Raw genomic sequence first — 19,822 nt, 5'->3', positions numbered from 1 at the left:
GCGCGTCGCCTGGCACCGAAGCGAAGCTTCGCGACTACCTGAAGCAACTCACGCTCGACCTTCAGCGGAGCCAGACGCGTCTGCACGCGGCCGAGAGCAAGGCGCACGAGCCGATCGCGATCGTCGCGATGAGCTGCCGCTTCCCCGGCGGCGTGCGCTCGCCCGAGGATCTCTGGCAGCTGCTCGAAGGTGGACGCGACGCCGTCTCCGGCTTCCCCGAGGACCGCGGATGGAGCGTCGAGCCGCGTGTCGACCCGCGCGCCGACGTGACGGGGAAGACGCCCGCGCTCGAAGGGGGCTTCCTCGAAGGCGCGGAGCTCTTCGACGCGGCGTTCTTCGGGGTGAGCCCGCGCGAGGCGCTCGAGATGGATCCGCAGCAGCGGCTCTTGCTCGAGACGACGTGGGAGGCGATCGAGCGGGCGGAGATCGACCCCGCATCGCTCCAGGGCTCGCAGACCGGCGTCTTCGTCGGCGTCATGTACAACAACTACGCGAGCCATCACCTTGGCGGCGACGGCGACGCGTCGGGGTACGTGAGCCTCGCGAGCTCCGCGAGCGTCGCGTCGGGCAGGATCGCGTACACCTTCGGCTTTCACGGGCCCACCGTGACCGTCGACACGGCGTGCAGCTCGTCGCTCGTCGCCGTTCATCTCGCGTGCCAGGCGTTGCGAAGCGGCGAGTGCGCCCTCGCCCTGGCCGGCGGCGTCACCGTCATGGCGACGCGCGAGGCCTTCGACGCGCTCTCCTTCGCCGGCTCTCCCGACGGCCGCTGCAAGTCCTTCTCCGCCGACGCCAACGGCGCCGGCTGGTCCGAGGGCGCCGGCATGCTCCTGCTCGAGCGCCTCTCCGACGCCCAGCGAAACGGACACCCGATCCTCGCGGTGGTCCGAGGCTCCGCCGTCAATCAGGACGGCAAGAGCCAGGGCCTCACCGCCCCCAACGGGCCCGCGCAGGAGCGCGTGATCCGCCAGGCGCTCGCCGCCGCACGCCTCGAGGCGCACGACATCGACGCCGTCGAAGCCCACGGCACCGGCACCCCCCTCGGCGATCCCATCGAAGCGAACGCCCTGCTCGCCACCTACGGGCTCGCCCGCCCTGCCGAGCGACCTCTCTGGCTCGGCAGCCTCAAGTCCAACCTCGGACACACCCAGGCCGCCGCCGGCGTCGGCGGGATCATCAAGACCGTCCTCGCCCTGCGAAACGGCCTCCTGCCCAGGACCCTTCACGCGGACGCGCCGTCACCGCACGTCGATTGGGCCGAGGGCGCCGTGCGCCTCCTCGTCGACGCCGTGCCGTGGACGAAGAACGGACGGCCGCGACGCGCCGCGGTCTCGTCCTTCGGGCTCTCCGGCACCAACGCGCACGTCATCGTCGAAGAAGGACCGCGCGGCGACGACACGAGCCCCGCGCGGAGCGCGCGCGATCAGGCGCTGCCCGTGCTCCTCTCGGCAAAGAGCGAGGACGCCCTCCGGGCGCAAGCCGCTCGCCTCCAGGCCCACCTCGCCGGCGACCCAGGCGTCTCGCTCGTCGACGTCGCCGCCTCGCTCGCCACCACGCGCGCGCACTTCGACCACCGCGCCGCCTTCGTCGCGCGCAGCCGCGACGCGCTCCTCCCCGCCCTCGACGCCTACGCGCACGCGACCGGCGCGCCGGCCTCCGTCGCGCGAAGAGCCTCCACCAAGCTCGCGTTCCTCTTCACCGGCCAGGGCAGCCAGCGACCCGCGATGGGACGCGGCCTGTACGAGGCGTTCCCCGCGTTCCGCGACGCGCTCGATGCGGTCTGCACCCATCTCGATCGGCACCTCGAGCGCCCTCTGCGCGACGTGCTCTTCGCGCCCGGCGGCTCCGAGCTCGCCCCTCTCCTCGACGACACGCTCTTCACCCAGCCCGCCCTCTTCGCCCTCGAGGTCGCGCTCTTCCGCCTCGTCGAAGCCTGCGGCCTCGTCCCAGACGCCCTCCTCGGGCACTCCATCGGCGAGCTCGTGGCGGCCCACGTCGCCGGCGTCCTGTCCCTCGAAGACGCCTGCACCCTCGTGGCCGCGCGCGCGCGCCTCATGCACGCCTTGCCGCGGCGCGACGCCGCCATGGTCGCCCTGCACGCAAGCGAGCGCGAGGTCCTCGACGTCCTCTCGGCGCACCCGACGGGCGTATCGATTGCCGCCGTCAACGGCTCCGCCTCCGTGGTCGTCTCCGGCGACGAGGACGCCGTGCTCGCCGTGGCCGCCTCGTTCCAGGCGCGCGGGCGAAAGACCTCGCGCCTCCGCGTCAGCCACGCGTTTCACTCGCACCACCTCGACCCGATGCTCGACGCCTTCCGGCGCGTCGCCGAGGGGCTCACCTTCCACCCGCCGCGCATCCCCATCCTCTCCAACGTCACCGGCGCTCTCGCCGAAGAACGCGACCTCTGCTCCCCCGACTACTGGGTCCGCCACGTCCGTGGCGCCGTTCGCTTCGCTGACGGCCTGGAGGCTCTCCGCGCTGACGGAGTTTGCACCTTCCTCGAGCTCGGTCCTCACGGCGTCCTGTCGGCCCTCGGGAGCGTCGCACTCCAGAGCGACCGGCCGGCCGCCGAGGACGCCGCCTTCGTCCCCGCCCTGCGCGCCGAGCGCCCCGACGACGACGCCTTCGCCGCCGCCCTCGGCGCCCTCCACACCCGCGGGCTCCCCCTCGACTGGCGCGCCTTTTTCGCCCCCCTCGCGCCTCGCCGCGTCCCCCTTCCCACCTACGCCTTCCAGCGCGACCGCTTCTGGCTCGAGGCGGCGAGCGCGCAGCCCACCGAGCCCCGCGCGGCCGAGGAGACGGCACTCTGGCAGGCGATCGATCGCGGCGACGTCGACGCGCTCTCCGCCGAGCTTCGTGTCGACGACGCGGATCATCGCGCAGCGTGGGCCACGCTGGTCCCGACGCTCGCGGCGTGGCGCCGCGAGCGGCGCGCGCAGACCACGCTCGACGCGTGGCGCTACCGCGTCGTGTGGCGGCCGTGCACGATCGCGCCTGGCGCCAGCATCGAAGGCACGTGGCTCGTCGTGATCCCCGACGCCGCTGGCGACGTCGCGCGAGCGCTCGCGCGCGCCCTCTCCGCGCGAGGCGCCGCCGTCGTCGAGATCGCCGTCGACGGCGAGGGCGTCGATCGCGAAGAGCTCGCCGCGCGCGTGCGTGCCGCGTCCGCCGACACGCGCGCGATCCGCGGCGTGCTCGCGCTGACGGCGCTCGACGAACGCCCGCTCGCCGCGCACCCGGCGGTCCCGGCGGGGCTCGGCGCAACGCTGGCGCTCGTCCAAGCGCTCGGCGATCTCGCGATCGACGCGCCGCTGTGGCTCGTCACGCGGGGGGCCGTGTCGATCGGTCGCTCCGACCCGATCGCGAGCCCCGTCCAGGCGATGTCGTGGGGCCTCGGGCGCGTCGTCGCGCTCGAGCACCCCGCGCGATGGGGCGGCGCGATCGACCTCGCGGCCGGCGATCCCGCCGCCACGCTCGACGCGAGGGCGCTCGAGCGCCTCGTCGCAGCGCTCGCCACGCGCGACGGCGAGGACCAGCTCGCCCTTCGCGCGGCGGGTCTCTACGCACGGAGGCTCGTCCGCGCGAAGATCGGCGACGCCGCGCCGGCTCGCGCGTTCGCCCCCTCGGGGACCGTGCTCGTCACGGGCGGGACGGGCGCGCTCGGAGCGCACGTCGCGCGGTGGCTCGCGAAGAGCGGGGCCGAGCACCTCGTGCTCACGAGCCGGCGCGGAACAGGCGCGCCCGGCGCCGAGGCGCTCCAGGCCGAGCTCACGGCGCTCGGCGCGCGTGTCACGATCGCGGCGTGCGACGTCGCCGATCGCGACGCGCTCGGCGCCCTGCTCCGCGATCTCGAGGCGCAAGGCTCGCCGGTGCGCGCGGTCGTGCACGCCGGCGGCGTCGCGCAGGGCACGCCCCTCGACGCGACGTCGCTCGACGATCTCACCCTCGCCATCGCGGGCAAGGCCGCGGGCGCGCGAAACCTCGACGAGCTCACCGGAGATCGCGTCCTCGACGCGTTCGTGCTCTTCGCGTCCGGCGCAGGCGTCTGGGGCGGCGGGCACCAAGGGGCATACGCCGCGGCGAACGCGTTCCTCGACGCGCTCGCAGAGAGCCGCCGCGCGCGCGGCCTCACGGCGACGTCGATCGCGTGGGGCGCGTGGGCGGGCGGCGGAATGCTCGCCGAAGACCCCGCCGCCGAGGAGCACCTCCGCCGCCGAGGCCTCCCGCCGATGGCCCCGGAGCTCGCGATCGCCGCGCTTGCGCGCGCGCTCGATCACGACGACACGAACGTCACGATCGCCGACGTCGACTGGGCGCGCTTCGCGCCGTCGCTCGCGTCCGCGCGCTCGCGGCCGCTGCTCCACGATCTGAGCGAGGCGAAGCGCGCGCTCGACGCCCGGCCGGAGACGGCGCAAGGCCGCGACGGCGAGCCCGAGCTCCTCGCGACGCTGCGGCCTCTCGCGGCGGGAGACCGCCTCCGGCACCTCGTTGCGTTCGTCGTGAAGGAGACGGCGCTCGTCCTCGGGCACACCGACGTCTCGCGCGTCGAGCCTCGGCGCGGCTTCTTCGACTCGGGCCTCGACTCGCTCATGGCCGTCGACTTGCGCGTGCGCCTCCAGCGCGCGACCGGCGTCACGCTGGCGGCGACGGTCACGTTCGACCACCCGTGCCCGCACGATCTCGCGGCGCACCTCTGCGACGCGCTCACGCTCCCGCTCGACGGCGCGGGCCGCGACGACGTTCGCGCGGTCGCGGCCGCGCGCGCGCCTTCTCCGAGCGACGAGCCGATCGCGATCGTCGGCCTCGGTCTTCGTCTGCCCGGTGGCGTCGGCGACACGGACGCGCTTTTCCGCCTGCTCGAGGAGGGCCGCGACGCGGTCGGCCCGATCCCGAAGGAGCGCTGGGACGCCGACGCGATTTACGATCCCGACCCCGAGGCGAAGGGGAAGAGCTACGTCCGCGACGCGGCGCTGATCGACGGGGTCGATCTGTTCGACGCCGCGTTCTTCGGCATCAGCCCGCGCGAGGCGAAGCAGATCGACCCGCAGCACCGCCTCTTGCTCGAGACCGCGTGGCAAGCCCTCGAGGACGCCGGGATCGTCCCCGCGTCGCTCAAGGACACGAGCACCGGCGTCTTCGTCGGCGCGGGCGCGAGCGACTACGCCTTTTTGCAAGGCACGCCGAGCGACGCCGAGGCGTACGCCGCGATGGGCACCGCGTTCTCTTTCGCCGCGGGGCGCCTCGCGTTCACGCTGGGGCTCCAGGGGCCGGCGCTCGCGATCGACACCGCGTGCTCGTCGTCGCTCGTCGCGCTCCACCTCGCGTGCCAGTCGCTGAGGCGCGGGGAGTGCGACCTCGCGCTCGCCGGCGGGGCGCAAGTGACGGCCTCGCCCGACGTGTTCATCCTCCTGTCCCGCACGCGCGCGCTCGCGGCCGACGGGCGGTCGAAGACGTTCTCGGCGAACGCCGACGGCTACGGGCGCGGCGAGGGTGTCGTCGTCCTCGCCCTCGAGCGCCTCCGCGACGCGGAGGCGAGGGGCCACCGGGTCCTCGCGGTGGTGCGCGGGAGCGCCGTCAACCACGACGGGGCGTCGAGCGGCATCACCGCGCCCAACGGCACCTCGCAGCAGAAGGTCCTCCGCGCCGCCCTCGACGACGCGCGCCTGGCCCCCGCCGAGGTCGACGTCGTCGAGTGCCACGGCACCGGCACGTCGCTCGGCGATCCCATCGAGGTCCAGGCCCTCGCCGCGGTCTACGGCGAGGGGCGCGCCCCCGAGCGCCCGCTGCTGCTCGGCGCGGTGAAGACCAACATCGGCCACCTCGAAGCCGCTTCCGGGCTCGCCGGCGTCGCCAAGATCGTGACGGCGCTCGAGCATGGCGCGCTGCCGGCGACGATCCACGCGCGCCCGCGCAACCCGCACGTCGACTGGGACGCGCTCGCCGTCCGCGTCGTCGACGCGGCGGAGCCGTGGGCTCGCCGCGACGAGGAGACTCCGAGGCGCGCCGGAGTTTCCTCGTTCGGCCTCTCGGGCACGAACGCCCACGTCATCGTCGAAGAGGCGCCGCCCGCGCGCGCGGCCAAGCCCTGCGCGACCGCGGCGGGAGCGGACGGCGTCGCGCCGCGCGACGGAGGGCCCGTACCGGTCCTCCTCTCGGCAAGGACCGAGGCAGCCCTTCGCGCGCAAGCCGAGCGCCTCCGCGCGCACTTCACAGGGCGCGCAGGCGACGCGCTCGTCGACGTCGCGGCGTCGCTCGCCACGACGCGCTCGCACTTCGAGCACCGGGCGGCGATCGTCGCGCGCGACCTCGGCGCCCTCGAAGAAGCCCTCGCCGGGCTCGCCGAAGGCCGTTCGCCTTCGGGCACCACCGTCTCGCGGAGCACGGGCGGCAACCTCGCGCTCCTCTTCACGGGTCAAGGCGGGCAGCGCGCGGCGATGGGGCGCGGCCTCCACGGCGCGTTTTCTGTCTTCCGCGACGCCTTCGACGCGGCGTGCAGCTACCTCGATCGGGATCTCGATCACCCCCTCCGGGACGTGCTCTTTGCGCCGCGCGGCTCCGACCTCGCCGCCCTCCTCGACGAGACCCTCTACACGCAGACCTCCCTCTTCGCCCTCGAGGTCGCGCTCTTCCGCCTCGTGGAAGCCTGGGGAGTCTCCCCCCACGTCCTCCTCGGCCACTCCATCGGCGAGCTCGTCGCGGCCCACGTGGCCGGCGTCCTGTCCCTCGAAGACGCCTGCACCCTCGTCGGCGCGCGCGCGCGCCTCATGCATGCCTTGCCGCGGCGCGACGCCGCCATGGTCGCCATCCACGCCAGCGAACGCGAGGTCCTCGACGTCCTCGCCGCGCACCCCACGCGCGTAGCCATCGCCGCGGTCAATGGCCCCGCCTCCGTCGTCGTCTCCGGCGACGAGGAAGCCGTCCTCGCCGTGGCCGGCCGCTTCGAGGCCCTCGGCCGAAAGACCTCGCGCCTCCGCGTCAGCCACGCGTTCCATTCGCACCACCTCGACCCGATGCTCGATGCGTTCCGGCGCGTCGCCGAGGGGCTCACGTTCCACGCTCCGCGCATCCCGATCGTCTCCAACGTCACCGGCGCGCGCGCGTCCAACGACGAGCTCTGCTCCCCCGACTACTGGGTGCGCCACGTACGCAGCACCGTCCGCTTCGCCGACGGACTGGAAACTCTCCGCGCCGACGGAGTCTCCACCTTCCTCGAGCTCGGGCCCCACGCCGTCCTCTCCGCGCTCGGGCACGAGGCCCTCGCGAGCGACGCGGTCGCCTTCCTCCCCGCCCTCCGCAGCGGCCGCGATGACGTCGACACCCTCACCGCGGCGCTCGGCGCGCTCCACACCCGCGGCCACCACGTCGACTGGGACGCCTTCTTCGCCCCCTTCAACCCACGCCGCGTCGCCCTCCCCACGTACGCCTTCCAGCGCGAGCGCTTCTGGCTCGACATGCCCAGGGCGAAGACCTCGCGCGTCGCCGCCGCCGACAGCGCCGGCCGCTATCCGCTCGCCGGCACGCGGCTCGATCTCCCCGACGGCTCCGCTGTCCACACCCTCGACATCGGTCCCGGCGCTCAGCCTTACCTCGCAGATCACTCCGTCTACGGGCGCATCGTCGTCCCGGGCGCGTTCTACCTGGCGATCTTCCTCGCGGTCGCCGAGTCGCACTGGCCCGATAGCCCCCTCGAGCTGCGCGACGTCGAATTCGTCCGAGCGCTCAGCTTCCAGCATGCATCGGACATCGTCGCCGTCCACGTCCACCTCACGCCGTCGCGGGGCGAGGGCGGGGGCTTCACGGCGACGCTCTCGACGCGCGCGGACGACGTGTGGACGACGCACGCGACGGCGTCGCTCGCCCCGGTTGCCCCGAGCGCGCTCGCGCGGCGCGTGCCACCCGAGGCGCTGTCGCGGAGCGGCGACCCGGGAGTCGTCGGGCACCTGATGGAGTCGTTCGAGTCGTTCCAGATCGGCTGGGGCCCGCAGTGGCGCTGGCTGCGCCACGCGACCCACGTGCGCGCGCGCACGGGGCTCGGCTACCTCGAGGCACCCGCCGGCGTCCCGACCGACGACGCGCCGCTCCCCGGCGGGCTCATGGACAACGCGTTCGCCGTCGTGAGCGCGACAAGCCCGCCGGAGGAGGCCGCGCGCGCGCGCGAGGCCGAAGGCACCGCGAGCAAGGCCCCGCCGCTGCCTTTCTCGGTCGAGCGCCTCGTCTGGTACGGACGCGCCGAGACGCCCTGCTGGGCCGACTTCGTGCTCCGCGACGACGGCACGCGCAACGCCGATGGCTACGGCGGCGACATCACGCTCTGGTCACGTGAGGGCGCGTCGAGTGAAGGCGCGTCGCGCGAGGGCACCCCCGTCGCCACGATCGACGGCCTCGCCTTCCGTAGAGCCCCCGCCGACAAGTTCCTGCCCGAGCTCTCCGCCCGCAATCTGTACGCCCTCAGCTGGCCCGAGCAGCCCTCCGCCACGCGCTCCCCCCGCGGCAGGTGGGCTCTCCTCGGAGAGGACTCCCTCGGCATCGCGACCGACAGCTTCCCCGTCGACGCCTACGCCGACGTCGACGCCTTGCGCGATGCCCTCGACCGCGGCGCGCCGTGCCCAGACACCGTCGCCCTCTCTCTCTCGACCGCGCTCGGCCTCTCCGACACCAGCGATACCCAGCTCGTTTCCTCGGTACACTCCGCCGCCGCACGCGCGCTCGCCTTGCTCAACACCTGGCTCGCCGACGAGCGCTTCGCCTCGTCGACGCTCGTCCTCCTCACCCAGCGCGCGGTCGCAACGCGCGCCGGCGAGGATGTCGTCGATCTCGCCTCCGCTCCTCTGTGGGGGCTCGTCCGCTCGGCGCAGGCAGAAAACCGCGACCGCGCCATCGTGCTCGTCGACCTCGACGGCTCCGACGCCTCGCGACGTGCCCTCCCCAACGCCGTCGCAAGCGCGCTCGACGACGCGGATCCGCAGCTCGCCCTCCGCGACGGACGCCGCCTCGCTCCGCGCCTCGCCCGCGTCGTCTCACCCACCCCTGCGACCACCAACGGGGCCACCAACCCGGGCGCCACGGCGCGCGCGCTCGACCCCCAAGGCACCGTCCTCGTCACCGGAGGCACCGGCACCCTCGGCGCTCTCGTCGCGCGTCGCCTCGTCGACCGCCACGGCGTCAAGCACCTCCTCCTGCTCTCCCGCCGCGGCCTGGATGCTCCCGGCGCAGCCGAGCTCGCCGCCGAGCTCGAAGCCCGCGGCGCCTCGGTCGTCCTCGCCGCCGCAGACGCTGCCGATCCCGCCGCCCTCCAGGGTGTCCTCCTCGCCATCTCGCCCGACAGGCCCCTCACCGCCGTCGTGCACGCCGCAGGCACACTCGACGACGGCGTGCTCTCGTCGATGACGCCCGCGCGCCTCAGCGCCGTCCTGCGGGCCAAGGTCGACGCCGCCGTCAACCTGCACGAGCTCACGCGCGACTGCCCGCTCCGCGCCTTCGTCCTGTTCTCGTCGCTGTCCGGCGTCCTCGGGAGCCCCGCACAGTCCAACTACGCCGCCGCCAACGCCTTCCTCGACGCGCTCGCCCACCGCCGGGCCGCGGGCGGTCTGCCTGCCGTGGCGCTCGACTGGGGCTACTGGGCGCAGACCTCCGAGCTCACAAAGCACCTCGAACACGCCGACCTCCGTCGCATCGCGCGCGGTGGGCTCAAGCCCCTCGCCTCCGAAGAAGCGCTCGCGCTCTTCGACCTCGCGCTCGCCCACGACGCGCCGTGCCTCGTCCCCGCAGCGTTCGACGCCGACGCGCTCCGAAAGAGCGGCGACGCACTCGCCCCGATCCTCCGAGGCCTCGTCACCGGCACCCGCGCTCGCGCGCAGCGCGCCAGCGCCGCCCGCGACGCCTCCGCGCTCAAGCTCCGCCTCGCCTCCCTCGCTCCCCAGGAGCGCCAGCGGATGCTCCTCGACGTCGTGCGCGCCGACGTCGCAACCGTCCTCGGCGTCACCTCTCACCTCGACATCGATCCCAGACGGCCTCTCCAGGAGCTCGGCCTCGACTCCCTCATGGCCATCGAGCTCAGAAACAGGCTCGCCGCCGCCACGGGGCTCAGGCTGGGCGCGACGCTCCTCTTCGATCACCCCACGGTCGGCGCCCTCACCGATCACGTGCTCTCGAAGATGATCGATCTCCCGGGCGCCGGCTCCCCCGCGCCCGCGAGCGACGCCGAGCTCCGCGACGCGATCGCGTCGATCCCGCTCGACCGGCTCCGCGAGGCCGGGCTGGTGAGCGCGCTCATGCGCATCGCCCGCCCGCGCGACGCGGCCTCCGCGGACGCAGAGACGAAGCCCGAAGCCACGGCGACGGCGATCGACGCGATCGCGTCGATGGATGTGAACGACTTGGTCCGGATGGCCCTCGACAAGGCGAAGGCGCCTCGCGTCTCGGGCGGCAGCGGCGAGGATTTCGATGAATAGCTCGAACCAGGAGCTCGTTGAGGCTCTGCGCGCGTCGTTGACCGACGTCGAGCGCCTCAAACAGCGCAACAGGGAGCTCGTTCGCGCGTCGCGCGAGCCGATCGCGATCGTCGCGATGAGCTGCCGCTTCCCCGGCGGCGTGCGCTCGCCCGAGGATCTCTGGCAGCTGCTCGAAGGTGGACGCGACGCCGTCTCCGGCTTCCCCGAGGACCGCGGCTGGAACGTCGAGCCGCGCGTGGATCGCGACGCCAGCGGCGGGCGAGCCCGCGCGCGCGAAGGCGGCTTCCTCGCGGACGCAGGCGCCTTCGATGCCGCGTTCTTCGGGATAAGCCCGCGGGATTCGCTCGAGATGGATCCGCAGCAGCGGCTCTTGCTCGAGACGACGTGGGAGGCGATCGAGCGGGCGGAGATCGACCCCGCGTCGCTCCAGGGCTCGCAGACCGGCGTCTTCGTCGGCGTCATGTACAACAACTACGCGACGCGCCTCTTCGAGCCCGACGCGGACGTCGAGGGGTACGTGAGCTTCGCGAGCTCCGCGAGCGTCGCGTCGGGCAGGATCGCGTACACCTTCGGCTTTCACGGGCCCACCGTGACCGTCGACACGGCGTGCAGCTCGTCGCTCGTCGCGGTTCATCTCGCGTGCCAGGCGTTGCGAAGCGGCGAGTGCGCCCTCGCCCTGGCCGGCGGCGTCACCGTCATGGCGACGCGCGAGGCCTTCGACGCGCTCTCCTTCGCCGGCTCTCCCGACGGCCGCTGCAAGTCCTTCTCCGCCGACGCCAACGGCGCCGGCTGGTCCGAGGGCGCCGGCATGCTCCTGCTCGAGCGCCTCTCCGACGCCCAGCGAAACGGACACCCGATCCTCGCGGTGGTCCGAGGCTCCGCCGTCAACCAGGACGGCAAGAGCCAGGGCCTCACCGCCCCCAACGGGCCCGCGCAGGAGCGCGTGATCCGCCAGGCGCTCGCCGCCGCACGCCTCGAGGCGCACGACATCGACGCCGTCGAAGCCCACGGCACCGGCACCCCCCTCGGCGATCCCATCGAAGCGAACGCCCTGCTCGCCACCTACGGGCTCGCCCGCCCTGCCGAGCGACCTCTCTGGCTCGGCAGCCTCAAGTCCAACCTCGGACACACCCAGGCCGCCGCCGGCGTCGGCGGGATCATCAAGACCGTCCTCGCCCTGCGAAACGGCCTCCTGCCCAGGACCCTTCACGCGGACGCGCCGTCACCGCACGTCGATTGGGCCGAGGGCGCCGTGCGCCTCCTCGTCGACGCCGTGCCGTGGACGAAGAACGGACGGCCGCGACGCGCCGCGGTCTCGTCCTTCGGGCTCTCCGGCACCAACGCGCACGTCATCGTCGAAGAAGGACCGCGCGGCGACGACACGAGCCCCGCGCGGAGCGCGCGCGATCAGGCGCTGCCCGTGCTCCTCTCGGCAAAGAGCGAGGACGCCCTCCGGGCGCAAGCCGCTCGCCTCCAGGCCCACCTCGCCGGCGACCCAGGCGTCTCGCTCGTCGACGTCGCCGCCTCGCTCGCCACCACGCGCGCGCACTTCGACCACCGCGCCGCCTTCGTCGCGCGCAGCCGCGACGCGCTCCTCCCCGCCCTCGACGCCTACGCGCACGCGACCGGCGCGCCGGCCTCCGTCGCGCGAAGAGCCTCCACCAAGCTCGCGTTCCTCTTCACCGGCCAGGGCAGCCAGCGACCCGCGATGGGACGCGGCCTGTACGAGGCGTTCCCCGCGTTCCGCGACGCGCTCGATGCGGTCTGCACCCATCTCGATCGGCACCTCGAGCGCCCTCTGCGCGACGTGCTCTTCGCGCCCGGCGGCTCCGAGCTCGCCCCTCTCCTCGACGACACGCTCTTCACCCAGCCCGCCCTCTTCGCCCTCGAGGTCGCGCTCTTCCGCCTCGTCGAAGCCTGCGGCCTCGTCCCAGACGCCCTCCTCGGGCACTCCATCGGCGAGCTCGTGGCGGCCCACGTCGCCGGCGTCCTGTCCCTCGAAGACGCCTGCACCCTCGTGGCCGCGCGCGCGCGCCTCATGCACGCCTTGCCGCGGCGCGACGCCGCCATGGTCGCCCTGCACGCGAGCGAGCGCGAGGTCCTCGACGTCCTCTCGGCGCACCCGACGGGCGTAACCATCGCCGCCGTCAACGGCTCCGCCTCCGTGGTCGTCTCCGGCGACGAGGACGCCGTGCTCGCCGTGGCCGCCTCGTTCCAGGCGCGCGGGCGAAAGACCTCGCGCCTCCGCGTCAGCCACGCGTTTCACTCGCACCACCTCGACCCGATGCTCGACGCCTTCCGGCGCGTCGCCGAGGGGCTCACCTTCCACCCGCCGCGCATCCCCATCCTCTCCAACGTCACCGGCGCTCTCGCCGAAGAACGCGACCTCTGCTCCCCCGACTACTGGGTCCGCCACGTCCGTGGCGCCGTTCGCTTCGCTGACGGCCTGGAAGCTCTCCGCTCTGACGGAGTTTGCACCTTCCTCGAGCTCGGTCCTCACGGCGTCCTGTCGGCCCTCGGGAGCGCCGCGCTCCAGAGCGACCGGCCGGCCGCCGAGGACGCCGCCTTCGTCCCCGTCCTGCGCGCCGAGCGCCCCGACGACGACGCCTTCGCCGCCGCCCTCGGCGCCCTCTACACCCGCGGGCTCCCCCTCGACTGGCGCGCCTTTTTCGCCCCCCTCGCGCCTCGCCGCGTCCCCCTTCCCACCTACGCCTTCCAGCGCGACCGCTTCTGGCTCGACGCTCCCGCGTCCCTCACCGCCGACGTCGCCTCTGCGGGGCTCGCCCCCGCAGGCCACCCGTTCCTCGTCGCCGTCACTCCGGTCGCTGGCGAAGACGCCGTTCTCTTCACGGGGCGCATCTCCCTCACCGATCACCCATGGCTCGAAGGCCACTCCGTCTTCGGCGCCCCCATCCTGCCGGCGACCGCGTTCCTCGATCTCGCCATCGCCGCCGCGCGCCACATCGGACTCGCGCGCGTCGACGAGCTCACCCTCGAAGCCCCGCTCGCCCTCTCCGAAGGCGGGCTGCTCCTCCAGCTCCACGTCGCACCTCCCGACGCGCGCGGCGTCCGCGCGATCGCCATCCACGCACGCCCCGAGGCCGACGAGGACGCCCCGTGGACGCGGAACGCCACCGGGCTCCTCGCGCCGCCCCGCGACCTCGACGCCCCCGCGAGCGACCTCCGCGCGTGGCCACCGCCCGGCGCCGCGCCGCAATCCATCGACGGGCTCTACGCGCGCCTCGCCGACGCGGGCCTCGCTTACGGGGACGCCTTCCGAGGCCTGCGCGCCGTCTTCACGCGCGGCGACGACGTCTTCGCCGAGGTCGGGCTCCCCGCCGAGATCGCCCTCGACGCGGCGCGCTTCGAGCTCCACCCGGCGCTCCTCGACGCCGCGTTCCACGCGCTCCTCCGGAAGCGCGTCGACGACACGGGCGACGTCACGCTGCCGTTCTCGTGGACTGGCGTGTCCCTCGCCCGGCGCGGGGCCGCGACGCTGCGCGTGCATTTCGGCGCGACGCGCGACAGGCGCGGGCTCGCGCTCACGCTCGCCGACGCGGCCGGCGAGCCGGTCGCGACGATCGAGGCCCTGCACGGGCGGCCCGCCTCCGAAAAGCAGATCCACGGCGACGAGGACGTCGATCGCCTGCGCTACCGCGTCGCGTGGAGATCCATCGCACCGTCCGAGCTCGCCGCGGCGCGCGATCTCCGCGGGGCGTGGCTCGTCGTCGCGCCCGAGCACGGTGAAGGCCCGCGGCTCGCGCGCGCCGTCGGTCACGCGCTCTCGGCGCGCGGCGCGGAGATCATCGAGCTCGTCGTCGGCAGCGACGACGTGACGAGCGACCGCCTCGGCGCGCGCATGCGCGACGCGCTCGCCGGCCGCCAGGCTCTTCGCGGCGTGCTCTCGTTCGCGTCCCTCGACGAGACGCCGCTCGCCGCGGACGCCTCGATCCCGCGAGGGCTCGCGGTCACGCTCGCCCTCGTGCAAGCGCTCGGCGACGTCGCGGGCGACGCGCCGCTGTGGCTCTTCACCGAGGGCGCCGTCTCGACCAGCGCGACCGATCCGATCGCGAGCCCCGCGCAGGCGATGACGTGGGGCCTCGGGCGCGTCGTCGCGCTCGAGCACCCGGAGCGCTGGGGCGGGCTCGTCGATCTGGGGAAAAGCGCGCTGGATCCGGCGGGCGCGCTCGATCGCGTCCTCGCGGCGCTCGCGACGCGCGACGACGAGGATCAGCTCGCCGTACGCCCGTCGGGGCTCCACGCGCGGAGGCTCGTCCGTGCCCCGCGGAGCGAGGCCGCCGAGCTGCGCGCGTTCGCGCCCCGCGGCACGGCGCTCGTCACCGGCGGCACGGGCGCCCTCGGCGCGCACGTCGCGCGATGGCTCGCGAAGAGCGGCGCCGAGGCCATCGTGCTCACGAGCCGCCGCGGGCCCGACGCCCCGGGCGCCGACGCGCTCGTCGCCGAGCTCACGACGCTCGGCGCGCGCGTCACGATCACCGCGTGTGACGTCGCCGATCGCGCGGCCCTCGCGGCGCTCGTAGCGCGGCTCGACGAAGGCGGGACGCCGATCCGCGCCGTCTTCCACGCCGGCGGTGCGATGCCCGAGGCGCCTCTCGCCGCGACCGGCGTCGGCGACCTGTCAGCCGCGATCCGCGGGAAAGTCCAGGGCGCGCGGCACCTCGACGAGCTGCTCGGGGACCGCGCGCTCGATGCGTTCGTCCTCTTCGCGTCAGGCGCGGGAGTGTGGGGCGGCGCGCGCCAGGGCGCGTACGCCGCGGCGAACGCGTTCCTCGACGCTCTCGCGGAGAGCCGCCGCGCGCGCGGCCTCACGGCGACCTCGATCGCCTGGGGCGCCTGGGCCGGAGGCGGCATGGTCGCGAGCGACGCGGCCACCGCGCGGCACCTGCGCCGCCGAGGGCTCGCGCCGATGGCGCCCGCGCGCGCCATCGCCGCGCTCGCTCGCGCGCTCCGTCACGACGACACGAACATCACCGTCGCGGACGTCGACTGGGCGCGCTTCGCGCCGTCGTTCGCGTCCGCGCGCCCGCGCCCGCTCCTCCGCGACTTGCCCGAGGCGAAGCGCGCCCTCGCCCGCTCCGAGAAGCCCGACGCGCGCGCATCGACGCTGACCGACAGGCTCGCGGGGCTCGCCGCGCCCGAACGCGAGCGCGCCCTCTTCGACGTCGTTCGGGCCGAGGTCGCGTCCGCGCTCGGCCTCGCCGCGAGCGCGCTCGACGCGAGCCGCCCGCTCCAGGAGCTCGGGCTCGACTCGCTCGTCGCCATGGAGCTGCGAAACCGGCTCGCGGCCCTCGCCGGCGTGCGCCTCCCCGCGACGCTGATCTTCGATCACCCGACGGCCTCCGCGCTCGCGCGCTTCCTCGCCGGCACGCTCTTCGGCCACGACGCCGCCCTCCCCGCGGCGCCCGCTCCGGCGGCCGCGCGCGGCGACGACGACGCCATCGCGATCGTCGCGATGAGCTGCCGCTACCCCGGCGGTGTCCGCACCCCCGAAGATCTCTGGCAGCTCCTCGAAGCCGGACGCGACGCGATCTCGGGCTTTCCCACGAACCGCGGCTGGGACCTCGACGCGCGCGCCCCGATCGCTTCCTCCGCGGCGAGCCCCGCGCGCGAAGGCGGCTTCCTCCTCGACGCCGACAGGTTCGATCCGGGCTTCTTCTCGATCAGCCCGCGCGAGGCGCTCGACATGGACCCGCAGCAGCGGATCTTGCTCGAGGTCGCGTGGGAGGCGATCGAGCGCGCGGCGATCGATCCGGCGTCGCTCCAGGGCACGCCGACCGGCGTCTTCGTCGGTGCAATGTACAACAATTACTCCGCGCGCGTCCTCGCGGGGGACGACCGCGAAGGCTACGTCGGCCTCTGCAGCTCGGCGAGCATCGCGTCCGGGCGGATCGCCTACACGCTCGGCTTGCAAGGCCCCGCGCTCTCGGTCGACACCGCGTGCAGCTCGTCGCTCGTCGCGCTCCACCTCGCCTGCCAGGCCTTGCGAAGCGGCGAGTGCACCCTCGCCCTGGCCGGCGGCGTCACCGTCATGGCGTCGCGCGGCGCGTTCGACGGGCTCGCCTTCCTGGGAGCGGGAGCGCCGGACGGTCGCTGCAAGTCCTTCTCCGCCGACGCCAACGGCGCCGGCTGGTCCGAAGGCGCCGGCATGCTCCTCGTCGAGCGCCTCTCCGACGCCCAGCGAAACGGACACCCGATCCTCGCGGTGGTCCGAGGCTCCGCCGTCAACCAGGACGGCAAGAGCCAGGGCCTCACCGCCCCCAACGGGCCCGCGCAGGAGCGCGTGATCCGCCAGGCGCTCGCCGCCGCACGCCTCGAGGCGCACGACATCGACGCCGTCGAAGCCCACGGCACCGGCACCCCCCTCGGCGATCCCATCGAAGCGAACGCCCTGCTCGCCACCTACGGGCTCGCCCGCCCTGCCGAGCGACCTCTCTGGCTCGGCAGCCTCAAGTCCAACCTCGGACACACCCAGGCCGCCGCCGGCGTCGGCGGGATCATCAAGACCGTCCTCGCCCTGCGAAACGGCCTCCTGCCCAGGACCCTTCACGCGGACGCGCCGTCACCGCACGTCGATTGGGCCGAGGGCGCCGTGCGCCTCCTCGTCGACGCCGTGCCGTGGACGAAGAACGGACGGCCGCGACGCGCCGCGGTCTCGTCCTTCGGGCTCTCCGGCACCAACGCGCACGTCATCGTCGAAGAAGGGCCGCGGCCCGACGGCGACGACACGAGCCCCGCGCGGAGCGCGCGCGATCAGGCGCTGCCCGTGCTCCTCTCGGCAAAGAGCGAGGACGCCCTCCGGGCGCAAGCCGCTCGCCTCCAGGCCCACCTCGCCGGCGACCCAGGCGTCTCGCTCGTCGACGTCGCCGCCTCGCTCGCCACCACGCGCGCGCACTTCGACCACCGCGCCGCCTTCGTCGCGCGCAGCCGCGACGCGCTCCTCCCCGCCCTCGACGCCTACGCGCGCGCGACCGGCGCGCCGGCCTCCGTCGCGCGAAGAGCCTCCACCAAGCTCGCGTTCCTCTTCACCGGCCAGGGCAGCCAGCGACCCGCGATGGGACGCGGCCTGTACGAGGCGTTCCCCGCGTTCCGCGACGCGCTCGATGCGGTCTGCACCCATCTCGATCGGCACCTCGAGCGCCCTCTGCGCGACGTGCTCTTCGCGCCCGGCGGCTCCGAGCTCGCCCCTCTCCTCGACGACACGCTCTTCACCCAGCCCGCCCTCTTCGCCCTCGAGGTCGCGCTCTTCCGCCTCGTCGAAGCCTGCGGCCTCGTCCCAGACGCCCTCCTCGGGCACTCCATCGGCGAGCTCGTGGCGGCCCACGTCGCCGGCGTCCTGTCCCTCGAAGACGCCTGCACCCTCGTGGCCGCGCGCGCGCGCCTCATGCACGCCTTGCCGCGGCGCGACGCCGCCATGGTCGCCCTGCACGCGAGCGAGCGCGAGGTCCTCGACGTCCTCTCGGCGCACCCGACGGGCGTAACCATCGCCGCCGTCAACGGCTCCGCCTCCGTGGTCGTCTCCGGCGACGAGGACGCCGTGCTCGCCGTGGCCGCCTCGTTCCAGGCGCGCGGGCGAAAGACCTCGCGCCTCCGCGTCAGCCACGCGTTTCACTCGCACCACCTCGACCCGATGCTCGACGCCTTCCGGCGCGTCGCCGAGGGGCTCACCTTCCACCCGCCGCGCATCCCCATCCTCTCCAACGTCACCGGCGCTCTCGCCGAAGAACGCGACCTCTGCTCCCCCGACTACTGGGTCCGCCACGTCCGTGGCGCCGTTCGCTTCGCTGACGGCCTGGAAGCTCTCCGCTCTGACGGAGTTTGCACCTTCCTCGAGCTCGGTCCCCACGGCGTCCTGTCGGCCCTCGGGAGCGCCGCGCTCCAGAGCGACCGGCCGGCCGCCGAGGACGCCGCCTTCGTCCCCGCCCTGCGCGCCGAGCGCCCCGACGACGACGCCTTCGCCGCCGCCCTCGGCGCTCTCTACACCCGCGGGCTCCCCCTCGACTGGCGCGCCTTTTTCGCCCCCCTCGCGCCTCGCCGCGTCCCCCTTCCCACCTACGCCTTCCAGCGCGACCGCTTCTGGCCCGACGCCCTCGGCCCCCGCGCCTCGGCGCGCGATCGCGACGGCGCGAAGCCCGCGCACGACGCGCTCTTCCGCGTCGACTGGGCGGAGCTTCCCGTCCCGTCCCGCGCCGAGGCGCTCGGCCGCGTCGCGTTCGTCGGCGGCGATCCAGCGACGCTCTTCGATGCAGGCGCCGCCGAGGCCGCGGTCGCCCACGGCGACCTCGCGGCGATGACCGACGCGGTCGCGGGCGGCACGACGCCGCCCGACGTCGCCGTCGTTTCGCTCGTCTCGCCGGATGAAACCAGGGAAACCATGCACGTTTCCTCCGTGACCGCGGCCTCCGCCGTGCATGACGCCACGGCACGCGCGCTCGCGCTCCTCAAGGCATGGCTCGCCGACGAGCGCCTCGCGTCGTGCGCCCTCGTCGCGGTCACGCGGCGCGCGGTCGCGACGCGCCCCGGCGAGGACGTCGAGGACCTCGCGCACGCGGCGCTCTCGGGGCTCGTGCGCTCGGCGCAGGCCGAGCACCCCGACCGCGCCATCCTCCTCCTCGACGTCGACGGCACCGACGCGTCGCGCCGCGCGCTCGCGGGCGCCATCGCGACCGCGCGCACCTCGCTCGAGCCCGCGCTCGCGCTCCGCGACGGGCGCTGCCTCGCGCCGCGCCTCGCGCGGGTGGCGCAGCAAGACACGGCGCGCGCGACGCGCCCGCTGCGCGAAGGCGGCACGGTCCTCGTCACGGGCGGCACCGGGACGCTCGGCGGCGCGGTCGCGCGCCACCTCGTCGAGCGCCACGGCGTGCGGCACCTCGTGCTCACATCGCGACGCGGCTCGGCGGCCGACGGCTCCGCGGCGTTGCAGCGCGACCTCGAGGCCGCCGGCGCCTCGGTGACGATCGCCGCGTGCGACGCCGCCGACCGCGACGCGCTCGCGCGCCTCGTCGCCTCCATCGACCGCGAGCACCCGCTCACGGCGGTCGTCCATGCCGCGGGCGTCCTCGACGACGGCCTCCTCACGTCGCTGACCGCCGAGCGCCTCCACGCCGTCCTGCGCGCGAAGGTCGACGCCGCGCTCCACTTGCACGACCTCACGCGCGCGCTCGACCTCACGGCGTTCGTCATGTTCTCGTCGGTCGCGGGCGTCGTTGGCGCCCCGGGGCAAGGAAACTACGCCGCAGCCAACAGCTTCCTCGACGCGCTCGCGCACCACCGCAGCGCGCACGGCCTCGCAGCAGTCGCCCTCGACTGGGGGTACTGGGCGCAGGCCTCCGGCCTGACGGGGCACCTCACCG

The 19,822-nt window shown here is 74.6% G+C and carries 1 protein-coding gene and 1 pseudogene; both read left to right on the top strand.

What is annotated here, in order from left to right:
- The first annotated feature begins 38 nt into the window (after positions 1-38).
- A complete protein-coding gene (locus WMF36_RS13755) occupies positions 39-10,451 on the top strand; it encodes a type I polyketide synthase (protein WP_437581910.1) in 10,413 nt (3,470 codons plus the stop codon).
- Positions 10,438-19,797, top strand: a pseudogene (locus tag WMF36_RS13750) (type I polyketide synthase); the annotation flags it as partial. The gene WMF36_RS13755 and the pseudogene WMF36_RS13750, both read left to right, overlap by 14 nt.
- Positions 19,798-19,822: the final 25 nt, after the last annotated feature.

The organism is Sorangium sp. So ce887 (genome assembly GCF_051521455.1).
In the GTDB taxonomy this organism is placed as follows: domain Bacteria; phylum Myxococcota_A; class Polyangia; order Polyangiales; family Polyangiaceae; genus Sorangium.
Note: the sequence above shows the minus strand (reverse complement) of the source record. Positions and strands in the feature narration are given on the sequence as shown.